Source organism: Flagellimonas marinaquae, assembly GCF_003992675.1.
Taxonomy (GTDB): Bacteria; Bacteroidota; Bacteroidia; order Flavobacteriales; family Flavobacteriaceae; genus Flagellimonas; species Flagellimonas marinaquae.
The window spans coordinates 1-13,172 of the sequence record NZ_RZMZ01000005.1 but is presented as its reverse complement, the minus strand read 5'-3'; the positions used below and the strand labels follow the sequence as shown (position 1 = coordinate 13,172).

Below are 13,172 nucleotides of genomic sequence, written 5' to 3'. Positions count from 1 at the left end.
ACAAACACTGGTATTTTTCCAAAGTGACCTAGGTCACCTTTGGCTTTAATTGGCTTGAGGACAGAGGGTAGTGCAGGGTCCGATTCTTTTTCTATCTTTAGTCGCTGCACAACTAAACAAAACTGACTGCACATGCATAAGATGATTACTGGATGCCTACTAACGCTTTTTCTATTGGTATCCTGTAAAAATGAAAAGAAAAACGAGGTTTCCGAGACGTGGCGTACTAAAAAAGCCGCAATAGAAAATGCGGTTCACAACCAATTATTGGAGGTGGAGCAAGAAGCGGGTTGGGAATTGTTATTTGATGGGGAAACCATGAACGGTTGGCATTTGTACAACGAAGCTGGTGCCCAGTCGGTTTGGGAAGTGGTGGACGGCACCCTGCATAGCAACCCCAATGATGAATCTTTGACGGCCGGCGACTTGGTTACCGATAAGACATACGAAAATTATGAGTTGTCCCTCGAATGGAAGGTAATCGGCAACGGAAATAGTGGCATATTTATCAACGTTCAGGAACTGCCCCATGTTCCTACGGCATGGCAAAGCGGTCCGGAGTATCAAATCTTGGGAGCTGACCATATGGACTACGATGTGTCCGAAAAAAGGCCAGGGTGCCTTTACGTTTTTCTGCCACAACAGCATAAAGTTGAGGTGAAACAAGGAGATTGGAACAAGACGACCATCAAACAAAAGGATGGTAAAATCGAGTTCTATCTCAACGGTGAGCTTACGGCAGAAGAGGACCTGACGTCACCTGAGTGGAAGGATAAGGTAGCTGCGTCCCATTTTTCCAAATATCCTGAGTTCGGAAAAACCACTTCCGGGCAAATAGCGTTGCAATATTGGTACTTTGAAACTTGGTTTCGGAATATCAAAATCCGGGAATTGTAGTGCCGTCATTCACTGAAAAAAATCCGATGGATGAAGTACATCTAATCGGATTCGCTGATCTTTTCAAGTAAGCCCTCCAAAATCTCATCTTTGTCATCCAACAAATGATCCTTGATGTAGATATCTGGAACAACACCTTCTTCTTTGGTGCTTCCACTTACCCGAACCATTTTTCCTTTGGAAACACTTACCGGGATTTGTGTGTGAGGTAATTTAAATTCGAACATAGAGGCGTAAAGGGAAGCATATTCCCCAGTTTCTTCCCCAACAATGGTCCCGAAGCCATAATCCTGTATTTGTGCTGCAGTAACCGTGGCTTGTGAATGCGACTGTCTGTTGACCAAAACATAGACTTTGCCAGAAAATCGCTTGGATGGCGGTTGTGGTTGATAATCCCCAAAATCGTAGTTGTAAATTTCTCCGTTTTCATGCGATAGTGCTTCTTTCCAAAACGCACTGGTGGTGTCGTAATGTTGCCTGGCGTGTTCCTTTAAAAATTTACTGGTTTTCAGTTGGTAGCTCGAATTCCATCGAAATGTAGTGTCCGCAAAATACGAAACCAGGTAATCACTGAAGGCATTGTGACCTCCGCCGTTATTTCTTAAATCAACGATGAGGTTTTTGCTCTTTCGGTCCTTTATTTGTGCAAAAGAGGAATCCATAAACCTTTTGAACTTTGTTTCATCACCACTAAAATCACCTGTGACGAGGTATGCCGATTCTCCTATAAATTGAAGCGACCTTTCCCGGTTGAACAATTCGGTTCGTTTCATTTCGTAACCCTCAATCAAACCAACTGCAGCAACCGTTTGGGTTTTTGTAATGTCATTGGACTTAAATTTGATTTCAAAATTATCTTGCCTGCCGTATAGCTGCCAATAGAGCCTGGGGAACGAGTACAGTTCTATTTTCGCATTTTTAAAATAAGGGCGTTCAGCGGAAATCAACGTGTACATTTCAGCTAGGATTTCTGAAATGGGAATATGATTGATGCTCAAGATTTCAGCTCCGGTGGGGATATGGTTGCCCGACCAATTTTTTCGGACCAACGCCTTCCCATTTTCAAGAGCAATTTCCAGTGGGAAAAGTGTGCCACCGCTATAGGCATAGCTTCCATAGGATTTTCCAGGGAACCCTATTTCAGTATGGCCATTGTCAGCCTTTGAGATTACTTTTTGAAAGATGGAAGTGGCCTCCAATAGACTTAAACTGTCTTTTGAAATGGTGTTTTTGACACGGTTGTAATTCTTTTCAAACTCCTCCTTGGGTGTATAGGCATATAGATCAAAATGTGCTTCTTCCAAAGATTTCCAGAGAAACGCCATATCCTCCAAAACTTCATTTTTGGTGAAATGGTCTTGGGCACGAAGCATGGTGCAGGATAAATGGGTCACCAAGCAAATTTGGAACAGAAGGATTCTGGGGTTGATAATAGCTTTCATCAAATTCAAAATTTTCCGCAAAACTAGGGTTGCATCCGCTACGAAACGACCGACTGCTTCTTTTCGGACTTGTTTTTGAGCTGCTTGGCGTATTGACTTGGGGTTTTTCCCGTTGCTTTTTTGAAGACATCATTAAATGTGGACTTGGAGTTAAATCCGCATTCAAACGCAAGACCGAGCAGGGTCAATTTTTTGTTTTCCGGTTTGGTGACCGATTGTTTAAAGGCTTCAATGCGATAGCTGTTCACGTATTCATAAAAATTCTTGGAGAAGCTTCGGTTAATGGTGTACGATACCTGTTTTGGATTCGCCTCCAATAGTTCTGCCAACCTGTTGAGGTCCAGTTCTGGGTTCAAATATGGTCTTTCCTTGTCCATCAATGCAGTAAGTTTCTTTGCTAATTCTGGATTTGGGTCATCCGAACTGGGTTTTGGTTTTTGGGAAGCATAACCAGAGGTTTCTGTTTGCGTTTTTAGATAGCCTTTAAAACCAATCCAGCAGGTGACTGCTGCCAACCCCACAAAAGTGGGAAGGATGAAATACTCCTTCAGGGATTTGTCAAAAAAGTACTTGTCAACCTCACCAAAGAAGTTCCAACCAATCCAAAACAAAGCATAGATAATAATGGGAAGTTGTAGCCATCTTAGCGATTTGTTTTCCAGATTGGAATAGTGCTGTTTTAACCACGATTGGTACCGGAATAGCAACCTTAACGAAATGATAGCGTAGATGACTATCGATAAGCTGCCCAGCCACTGTTCCACAAGGTAAATTTTGGTGTATGGATGAGCCGGTGTTTGGTAGAGCCCGTCCGCACCCAAATGGTAAAATGCCGTTCTGTAAAAAATAAACTCCAATGCGACTGGAACAAAATGGAGGGCGTCCTTTTTTGAAAAGGTGAATGCCTTATCGGTAACACTTTTGGTATAGAAATACAACGCAGGGCCAATACCAAATAAGAGTTCCAATTGTACATACCGGAAGATATCCATCATGTCGCGGCTCCATAAAACGTTGACCACCGCAATATTGAGTGCCATCAGCGCAAAAAAGAATATCAGAAGTGATAGGAATATGTTGGACTGTTTCCGTGGACGTTTGGTCAATAGCAAAACGCCCAAAACAATTGCCTGAAGGGCAAAAACGAAGATAATGGTTGTTAAAATAGGGCTTGGCGAGCTCATGGCAATGCGAATTTAGTCAATTTCCTAGTGATGCATTTTAGGACTTTTATCAAAACGAGGGATTGTATTACCGCGCCCTCCTTCTAACTGCGGCGATGGCATTAATTCTATGGTGTTCACCCATATTGGAAGATAAATCAAATTTATATGGACAAACGCCACCCCTGTTGCATTCTACTGGCTATTCGCTGAGATGTTGATAAAAGATAGTATCTTAAGGCACCTTAACGCTATGAAATTATGATGAGGTACACACTTTGTTTGCTTTTGTTCTTTTCGCACTGGCTTTGGAGTCAAGAGTTACCACCAATTCAAAACTATACTCCTTCGGATTATCAGGCTGAAAATCAAAACTGGGCCCTTTCGCAAGGCGAAGATAAGGTGGTATATATGGCCAATAACAAAGGTCTTTTGCGCTTCAATGGAGCCGATTGGACTTTGTTCCCATCACCGAACGAATCTATCATGCGTTCGGTAAAGGTAGTGGGCGATAGGATTTATACGGGCTGCTACATGGAGTTTGGGTATTGGGAGCCAGATGGACTGGGAATGCTGCGCTATACCTCCTTATCCGCAGATATGCAAGAAGATTTGTTGGAGGATGAAGAGTTTTGGGGCATTCTAAATTTGGAAGATTGGATTGTGTTCCAGTCTCTAAAACGCATTTATATCTACAATGTTCAAACGGAATCCATCAACAGTATTGACACGGAGGATACCTTGTTTCGGATGTTCAAGGTCTCCAATGAGATTTATTTTCAGGAAAACGGTAAGGGAGTCTTCAAAATCGACAATGGCAAGTCGAAACTCGTGTATGACGATGAAGTGGTGTTGACAGATGAAATCATCAATATATTTCAGGAAAATGATACCTTATATATGCTCACCAAGCATAACGGCTTTTTTAGCGACAGTGATGGTACGCTAGCAAAGCTAACTACCGGCTTGGATGCCTTGCCCAAAAAGATCACAGTGTATAGTGGTATCAGGTTGAGAGATGGGAAATTCGCGCTCGGCACCATTTCCAATGGCCTTGTTCTTTTAGATGAAGATAAGTCCCTGCTCGACCATATCGATCAGATCAAGGGCTTGCGCAACAATACCATTCTCTCCTTAATGGAGGATAGGGACAGTAATATATGGTTAGGGCTTGATAATGGAATAAGTTATGTGAACCTAAAATCGCCGATAAAGGTATACCGGGATAACAAAGGGGTGGTAGGGAGTATTTATGCCGCGGTAGTGAAGGATGGTATCCTGTATCTGGGAACCAATCAAGGCCTTTTCCATAAAGGGTTGGGCAACAACTCCGATTTTATGTTAATCGAAGGGACCCAAGGCCAGGTTTGGTCGCTCCAAGAAATTGATGGTACCCTGTTCTGTTGCCATCATTCAGGGACCTACGTTGTGGAAGGAAGCAATGCCAAAAGAATTACCGATGTGGAAGGTGCGTGGAAAATAAGTCCTTTGCCCATGCAACAGGATTTGTTGTTACAAGGCAATTATGATGGGCTTTATGTTCTGGAAAAGACCGAAGGCAATTGGAAGCTCCGAAACAAAATAGATGGTTTTGGAAATTCTTCACGCTACTTTGAAACATTGGGAAACAAAGTTTTTGTGAACCATGAGTATAAGGGCATATTTAAACTGGATGTGGACAATACGTTCCATCAGGTCAACAAAATTTCCATGGATACCTTGATCAAGGGTTCGGAATCGGGTATCATAAAGTATCGAAACAATGTGTTCTATGCGTATCGGGAAGGGGTTTACAAATATCAACCAGAATCGGATTCGTTTGTAAAGGACAGTTTGCTGAGTAGCATATATGACCGAGAGGAGTATGTTTCAGGGAAAATGGTATTGGATCAAAATGAAGAGAATCTATGGATCTTTACCAATTCCAATATCAGTTTGCTTTCGGAAGGCTCTTTGGCAGATACCTTATTGATCAAGCCCATTCCATTAACGGAAGATATGAGGGATGGCATCGTTGGCTATGAAAACATTGCGGATCTAGGTGAGGAAGGGAAATACCTTTTAGGAACCACTTCCGGTTATATCACTCTGGACGTCAACGGGTTTAAGAATGCAGATTTTCGTGTTCAGATCGGTAAGGTGGAAAAGTCCGATAAGCAGAGTCAACTTTGGGATTTGGTGGAAACGGATTCGAACGCTGAATTTAAGAGTACCGATGATCATGTTCGCTTTTCTTTTTTAACGCCCGAGTATTATAAATTGTTCAAACCCCAATATCAGTATCAATTGGATGGTATTTACGACAATTGGAGCAATTGGTCCGAAGCCTATTCAACAACTTTTGAAAATTTGCCCCATGGCGACTATACATTCCGTGTTAGGGCCAGAATCGGGGACAAAGTTTCGAGCAACGTTGCATCCTATACATTTACCATAGCCAGGCCATGGTACATCTCCAACTTGGCACTAGTGCTGTATGTGCTGGTCTTCATCCTAGGTTCTTTGTTGATTCATCAAGCCTACAGACGCCATTATCATAAACGGCAAGAAAAGCTGATTGAAAGAAGCAAAAGGGAAATGGAGTTGGCCAAGGCGCAGAATGAGAAGGAAATCATCAAAATAAAGAATGAGCAGTTACAGGAGGAGTTTAGGAGCAAGAGCAATGAGCTCGCAGCATCGACCTTGAGCATTATCCGAAAGAATGAACTATTGTCCAAGGTAAAAGATCAACTATTGTCCAGTGTCGATGATACGAGTTCCATAAGGTCCATCATAAAGGTCATTGATAAGAATATTAAGCAGAACGATGATTGGGAACTCTTCAAGGAAGCATTCAATAATGCCGACCGTAAGTTCTTGAAAAAGCTCAAAAAGGCACATCCAAACCTGTCTCCCAACGATGTTCGATTATGTGCCTACCTACGTCTGAATTTATCCTCTAAAGAGATAGCTCCACTTTTCAATATTTCGGTCAGGAGTGTGGAAATCAAACGGTATCGACTTCGTAAAAAAATGAATCTTTCTCATGAAGATAATCTTGTAGACTACATTTTAAAACTATAGCCCTATACGAAACTGGTTTCACACCTCAACATTACCTCTACATTTATACACAACACTCCTTCTCTGTCGATTTAATATACTTTGATTAAGCCAATGTTTTAGCGGATTAAATCAAGATTTGTTAATTATTGACACTTTATTTTGAAGTGTATATTTTTTGTTGAGGAAGTTTTTAAGGAATTCACAAATCGTTAAGTTAAGTTTAAAATTTGCAAATAGAACAAACCGTAAACGAATCATAGTAGTAAACCTGAACAATAAGGATTTCGGTGATGTGGTATGTTTTGATGCGAGGCTAATTTAAACTAAACAATACTATGAAAAACTGGCTGTACGCACTGTTCCTTTTGTGCTTTGTCTTTGTGGCAAATGCCCAAACAGATAAGGTAACGGTAGAAAGTAATGAGGCAGGAATAAAATTAGTCGTGAACGGAGAAGACTTCATGATTAATGGTATGAACTGGGATTATATTCCCATTGGCACAAATACGGTAAATGCACGATTTTGGGAAAAGTCAGACGACATCATAAAAGAAGGATTAGATATGGAGATGTCCCTATTAAGAAATATGGGGGTCAATGCGATACGACAGTATACGGGGGTTCCCGCCAGATGGATCAAATATATCTATGAGGAGTATGGCATTTATACCATGCTCAATCACTCCTTTGGCAGGTATGGATTGACCATAGATGGTGTTTGGACACCCGTAACCATTTACGACGATGCCAAAACCCAGGCATTATTGACCCGAGAATTGACCCAGCTCGTAGAAGAATACAAAGACACTCCTGGGCTATTAATGTACTTATTGGGCAACGAAAACAACTATGGACTTTTTTGGCAAGGTGCGGAAACGGAGGATTTCCCGGATGATGAACAAGAAAAGCAGTTCATTGGTGAAAAACGTGGTAGACCCATGTATCGTCTTATGAACGAAGTTACGAAAAAAATGAAGACCATCGATGGAAATCATCCCGTTGCGATTTGTAATGGCGATGTCCTTTTCATAGATATTATTGCCGAGGAGTGTCCGGATGTTGATATTTATGGCACCAATGTCTACCGTGGCGTTTCTTTTGGAGACATGTTTCAAGTGGTCAAGGAGAAATTGAACAAGCCTATTATGTTTACCGAGTTTGGCGCGGATGCATACAACGCGGTAGAGAATAAAGAAGATCAGTTATCTCAAGCCTATTATATGGTGGGCAATTGGGAAGAAATCTATGCCAACGCCGCAGGTCTAGGGAAAGCGGGCAACTCTATAGGTGGGTTTACTTTTCAGTTCAGTGATGGCTGGTGGAAGTTTGGTTTTGACGATCGTAAGAACGCTGATGTCCACGACAATAATGCCTCATGGTCAAATGGTGGGTACTCTCTTGATTTAGCTGAAGAGGATGCCAACAATATGAACGAAGAATGGTTTGGTATCTGCGCAAAAGGTCAAACGAACTCACGTGGACTTTATGACCTATATCCCAGGGCGGCTTATTATGCGTTGCAGGAGGCCCATAAATTGAATCCGTATGAACCCGGTATGGATTTGAACTTTCTGGAAAACTATTTTGACAATATCGTTCTTATGGATGCCGTACTTAAGGCGAGGGGAGATAAGGCGGCACTGAATTCGGAACAAAGCAATTTATTGCGGATAAGTAACTTACAGGCTAGATTCTCTACTTTTAGTACGGGCGGGAGTCTGATTACAACACCAGACAATCCAGACCCGGACGACCCAAATACCTTCCCAAATCAACTGGGTTTCGACCACATGCAATCCTATTTTGTAGGCGTTGAAGGCAACCCGGCACCAAATATGCGGGCAGAGGTGAATCTGAACGTAGTGGGTAACGTCGCCCAAAATCCCATCAACGAAATCTTCTACGAAAACAATTCGCGGCCTATAGAGGTCAGTACCAATCGCGGTGATGTAGTGGTCTCGGATGTAAACAGGGTACGGGTATATCAGGCCGAATTTGAATGGAACGCCAAGGAATTCGATTTACGTGGATTTTACAGGACCGGGCATTATCATTGGGGCTATGAAGGCGATTTCTTCGGGTTTTATCCTGAAGCGAACTACGGCCCCAACCTCGATATTTATAATGGGGAAATCTTGGGTGCCGAAATCGATGGCAAAGGCCCCCTAAAGGGCTTAAAGGTCGCCGTAGGGCCGCAATTGTGGTGGGGTGCCAATCCCACCATGTTGTTCAAATACCGGAAGCATGTTGGTAAATTCAACGTTACGGGCATCTATCATCGTGATTTTGAGACCAATGTGGAGCTGGATGAAAACGGTCGCCGGATATTGGACCTCAACCAAGTACGCAGTGGTGTGATACCCCCATGGCCCACAGAACGCGCGGCAATCGCCATAGAGCGAGAATTTGGAAAATTTGGTGTGGAACTGGGCGGCATTTGGTCTGGGAGCCCTTTGAACGGCCTAACGTTCCAGGATGTGCGTGGTGAAACGGGCAATTACATCGTTTTTGAAGACCGGATACAGGCAAGCGACAACTGGGGCGGAAAAGTCAAGATCACCTACCAAGGCGGTAAATTCAATTGGTACGGTCAAGCTTCCGCCATGGGGCTCATTGCCAATGGCGGGGCGGACCAGACATTGACATTTACCGGATGGAAACTACGCGATACAGGGAGTGGTAACGTTACGAGTCTTTTGACCGGCTTTACCATTGCTTCGGGCAAATTTCAGATTGCCCCTAATTTTATGATCCAAAAGCCATTGGTAGCGGCTATGCCCAATGACGTTCAAGGACCGGGCCGTTTACGGAATATCATCGACGATCCTTTCTCGGTACGCGCCAACAGGGAGACCATCGGGAGTGAACTATTGATATCCTTTGATCCAACGCCTGGTACTTGGATGTATGAATGGGACAATGACCGTGCGGAGGACGCCCCTTTTGCAATGAACCTCGGTTTTGTCTACAGGCACTTGCCAACCACTATGGACGCCCACATTGGCTTCCTGGCCAACAGACAGTTTTTTGCCTTCCCCAACTCGGCTCCTGCCGAGGACCTTTGGGAAGTACATTCCCGCATGGTGTCAAAAATAGGACCGGACCTCGGTTTTATTGGTAACTTCTACTACGGCAATGGTCAGGGAAACGGTGATAGCCAACGCCTTATCAAACGATTTGGTGGGGATATCAGGGCCATTTATAAGAATTATAAACTTTCTACCCACGTAAAGGTGAACGATTGGGGGCCATTTGATTACCACCGTGATTTTAACTTGACGTTCCCCCTTCAATTGATGTTGGATGTCTCCACGACCTTGGGCAAACCGGACTGGTTCATCCTACCCAGTACCCAAGTGGGCATTAGGGGAATTTGGCGCTCGTTGAACGAATTTTCACCGAGATATGCGCCCAATGCCGCCGAAGAATTTTCGAACCAACCGATCATTAGCCCTGTAGGATTCCCCAACGGATCGGAATGGGAAATCATGACTTATGTACATATCAATATTGGTAAATAACAACGGAATGATGAAAAACAACAGATATATCAGTACTACAACTACCTTGTTTTCCGCCATTGTTCTGACCTTGCTGTTGGGATGTGAACGGAACTTTTCAGAAGACGTGGAATTTGCATCGTTTCCGCAGAATGGCGACGTTTTCATCGATACCTTCTCGGCAGGTCTGGATTATTTTCCATTTGTGGATGGGGGTGCGGATCCCGAAGCATTCAGTGTGGATACCAAGGAATTTTTTGCGGGCAATGCCTCCATACGTTTTGATGTGCCCCCTTTTGGTGTGGGTTTTGTGGGCGCCACATTCAATACAACAGTAAAAAGGGATTTATCAAGTTTTGATGCCCTCACCTTTTACGCCAAGGCATCCCAAGCGGCAGATATAAACGAAATTGGATTTGGTATTGAGGGGGAAACAGGAAATAAATTCCAAGTGACTACCCAGAATTTACAAATAAGTACCCGATGGGAAAAATACACCATACCCATACCAGATCCCTCCAAACTTTTTAATCAAACAGGATTGTTTTGGCTAGCCGAAGGTGCCGAAAACGAATTTGACGAAGGCGGTTATACCTTGTGGTTTGATGAAATAAAATTTGAAAAGACCGGAACCTTGGGCCAACCTAGGCCGGCAATCCTAAACGGTGCGGATGTGCTACAGCCCGGCTTTGTAAACATTGGTCAATCATTGACTGGCCTTACCCAGACCGTGAACTTGGAATCCGGGGAAAATATTACTGTGATTGCCGCACCGTCGTACTTTGACTTTTCATCATCAAATAATGGGGTTGCCCAAGTCAATGAGTTTGGAAATATTTCGGTTACGGGTCTTGGTCGAACAACGATTACCGCCTCCTTGGCAAACAACGCTGCGGAAGGTTCCTTGGAGCTGAATGTTGAAAGTGCCTTTGAGTTCGCCCCTACCCCGCCAGCACGAGCTTCTGTAGATGTCATCTCGGTTTTTAGCGATGCGTATCCCAACGTTGCGGTAGATTACTTCAATGGTTTTTTCACTCCTGACGGTCAAACTACCCAAGGTGGCTCACCGCCGCTGGACTTCAATGGCGATAGGATTATCAACTATACCCAACTCAACTTTGTGGGCATTGGTACTTTCCTGAACGTGTCACCTATCAATGCTTCGGCCATGACCACCTTACATGTCGATATAAAGGTCAATGAAGCCATTGACCCGGGAGATTTTATAAGAATCCAATTGTTGAACTCCGTAGGCAATGGCGAAACTTCCGGTTCGGTGACCCTAGCCGCTTCCGATCTAAGGCAAGACGAATGGGTCAGCTTTGATATCCCATTGGCCGACTTTACAGGCTTGGGCGATCGCTCACAAATTGGTCTATTGTTCTTTGTATCGGACAGCACCATTTCAGACATTTTTGTTGACAACATCTATTATTACAGGTAATACGAAAAAAAACTTCAAATGCTTAACAGAAAAAGAAAGATTGTGAAAAATACTTTGTACCAAGTTTTTATGGGCCTTTTTATCAGCTCATTTATCGGGTGTGATGTGGACGAAACCCAGACGGTAACCACACTGACCAATGTGGTACTTTCCGAGGAATTCGATACCGACGGCGCCCCAAATCCAGACGTATGGGGCTTTGACATAGGACGGGGACCTAATGGTGACGGTTGGGGAAACCAAGAATTGCAGTACTACACAGATCGTCCTACAAATGTGGTCATCGAAAACGGCAATTTAAAAATTACGGCCCGTCAGGAATCCTTCCAGGGTGCGGGCTATACGTCCGCCCGATTGTTGACCAAAAACCGATTTGAACAAGCCTATGGGCGTTTTGAAGCCAGAATACAATTGCCAACAGGTCAAGGGATTTGGCCCGCCTTTTGGATGTTGGGCGCCGATATTGATGAGAACCCTTGGCCTGGTGCCGGGGAAATAGATATTATGGAATACAGGGGGCAGAATCCTACCATTTTGGTGGGTAGTGTGCACGGCCCTGGCTATTCTGCAGGTAATGCCATTTCAAAGGAATATGAACTGCGTAACGACAGGTTCGATACGGGGTATCACATTTTTGGTATCGAATGGTCTCCAAATGCCATCAACTTCTATGTGGACAATGTGCTCTATAACCAAATCACGCCAGAAGATGTTACAGGGGAATGGGTTTTTAACAAGCCATTTTTTCTATTGATGAACGTAGCGGTAGGAGGAAATTTCGTGGGGCCACCCAATATTGAAACCCAGTTTCCACAGACGATGCTGGTAGACTATGTACGCGTATATAATTGAGTAATTGCTTTATAAACAGAAAATTAACTAATTAAACATTTAACTATGAAATCATTTTTAAAAAAAGGGAAATTAATTTCCATGTTGGCTTTACTATCTTTTTTTCTTGGATGTAGCGATGATGATGAAGTATTGCCAGAAGTTGTGGCAAGCTTCACCCAATCCGTTGACCAGACCACAGGTGCTGTCAGTTTTACAAACACCTCCCAGAATGCCACTTCGTATTCCTGGGATTTTGGAAATGGAAATACTTCAACGGCAAAGAATCCTGTACAGACCTATGAAAATGGTGAGTACACTGTAGTGTTGACAGCCTCCAACACAGCTGGTAATTCGGATACGGCAACCGCAAATATCACAATTTCTATACCGGATGATGAAGGGGAGAGCGGAAACGGTTTCGATAGTGGTTTGCTCACCAATGGAGACTTTGAGGCTGGTGTAGAGCCTTGGATTGGAAATGCGGCGAACGTACAGGAAGAAGGGGGCAACAGTTTCAACTTCGCTAATATAGGGGCTGCTGGGAATCCTTTTGATGTTAACTTGAGCCAGGTTGTTGCCATTACCCAAGGTACGAACTACATTTTAAAATTCGATGCGTCATCGGATAGGGAACGGACCCTATTGGCTGGGATTGGATTGAATGAGGCCCCATTTACCAATACCAGTGTGGAAATAAATTTGACAACGGAAATCCAAACCTTTGAGCTGCAATTGGCAGCAACCGATTTTGGAGGAGACAACAGTCGGGTCTTATTCGACATGGGCGCAGCCGAAGGAGTTGTGGTGATAGACAATGTATCGCTAGTGGAGGGCGGTGACGGAAGCG

Annotated in this window: 8 protein-coding genes; 6 read left to right on the top strand and 2 right to left on the bottom strand. The window is 43.7% G+C overall.

All coding sequences use genetic code 11. From position 1 onward, the window contains the following. Positions 1 to 132: 132 nt before the first annotated feature. Positions 133 to 897, top strand: coding sequence for a 3-keto-disaccharide hydrolase (locus EO130_RS02835; RefSeq protein ID WP_127140020.1), 765 nt, complete (start codon positions 133 to 135; stop codon positions 895 to 897). A 41-nt stretch (positions 898 to 938) separates the two neighbouring features. On the opposite strand, the gene EO130_RS02830 is transcribed toward EO130_RS02835, so the two are convergent. Together EO130_RS02830 and EO130_RS02825 are read right to left on the bottom strand one after the other, a co-directional pair. Beyond that, positions 939 to 2,339, bottom strand: coding sequence for a S41 family peptidase (locus EO130_RS02830; RefSeq protein ID WP_241244287.1), 1,401 nt, complete (start codon positions 2,337 to 2,339; stop codon positions 939 to 941). Between the two features lie 38 nt (positions 2,340 to 2,377). Continuing rightward, the gene (locus EO130_RS02825) at positions 2,378 to 3,523 is read right to left on the bottom strand and encodes a helix-turn-helix domain-containing protein (RefSeq protein ID WP_127140019.1); all 1,146 of its coding nucleotides are present in this window, start codon (positions 3,521 to 3,523) and stop codon (positions 2,378 to 2,380) included. A gap of 240 nt (positions 3,524 to 3,763) precedes the next feature. Between EO130_RS02825 and EO130_RS02820 the strand changes: the two genes are divergently transcribed. The 5 genes from EO130_RS02820 to EO130_RS02800 all read left to right on the top strand — a co-directional run. Then, on the top strand, positions 3,764 to 6,565 hold the full coding sequence (locus EO130_RS02820; protein WP_127140018.1) for a triple tyrosine motif-containing protein: 2,802 nt from the start codon (positions 3,764 to 3,766) through the stop codon (positions 6,563 to 6,565). 317 nt (positions 6,566 to 6,882) lie between these two features. Further along, the gene (locus tag EO130_RS02815) at positions 6,883 to 10,068 is read left to right on the top strand and encodes a glycoside hydrolase family 2 TIM barrel-domain containing protein (RefSeq protein ID WP_127140017.1); all 3,186 of its coding nucleotides are present in this window, start codon (positions 6,883 to 6,885) and stop codon (positions 10,066 to 10,068) included. Next, entirely contained in the window at positions 10,043 to 11,491 is a 1,449-nt protein-coding gene (locus EO130_RS02810) for a carbohydrate-binding protein (RefSeq protein WP_241244286.1), read from the top strand. Before EO130_RS02815 ends, EO130_RS02810 begins: the two co-directional genes overlap by 26 nt. Before the next feature lie 18 nt (positions 11,492 to 11,509). Beyond that, on the top strand, positions 11,510 to 12,343 hold the full coding sequence (locus EO130_RS02805; protein WP_127140016.1) for a glycoside hydrolase family 16 protein: 834 nt from the start codon (positions 11,510 to 11,512) through the stop codon (positions 12,341 to 12,343). 45 nt (positions 12,344 to 12,388) lie between these two features. Further along, the coding region (locus EO130_RS02800; RefSeq protein WP_127140015.1) for a PKD domain-containing protein at positions 12,389 to 13,172 on the top strand (784 nt) is incomplete at its 3' end.

Coding starts and splice junctions, on each gene's coding strand:
- EO130_RS02810 (WP_241244286.1), top strand. CDS start 10,043: ATGTACATATCAATATTGGTAAATAACAACGGAATGATGAAAAACAAC.
- EO130_RS02805 (WP_127140016.1), top strand. CDS start 11,510: ATGCTTAACAGAAAAAGAAAGATTGTGAAAAATACTTTGTACCAAGTT.
- EO130_RS02835 (WP_127140020.1), top strand. CDS start 133: ATGCATAAGATGATTACTGGATGCCTACTAACGCTTTTTCTATTGGTA.
- EO130_RS02825 (WP_127140019.1), bottom strand. CDS start 3,523: ATGAGCTCGCCAAGCCCTATTTTAACAACCATTATCTTCGTTTTTGCC.
- EO130_RS02820 (WP_127140018.1), top strand. CDS start 3,764: ATGATGAGGTACACACTTTGTTTGCTTTTGTTCTTTTCGCACTGGCTT.
- EO130_RS02830 (WP_241244287.1), bottom strand. CDS start 2,339: ATGAAAGCTATTATCAACCCCAGAATCCTTCTGTTCCAAATTTGCTTG.
- EO130_RS02815 (WP_127140017.1), top strand. CDS start 6,883: ATGAAAAACTGGCTGTACGCACTGTTCCTTTTGTGCTTTGTCTTTGTG.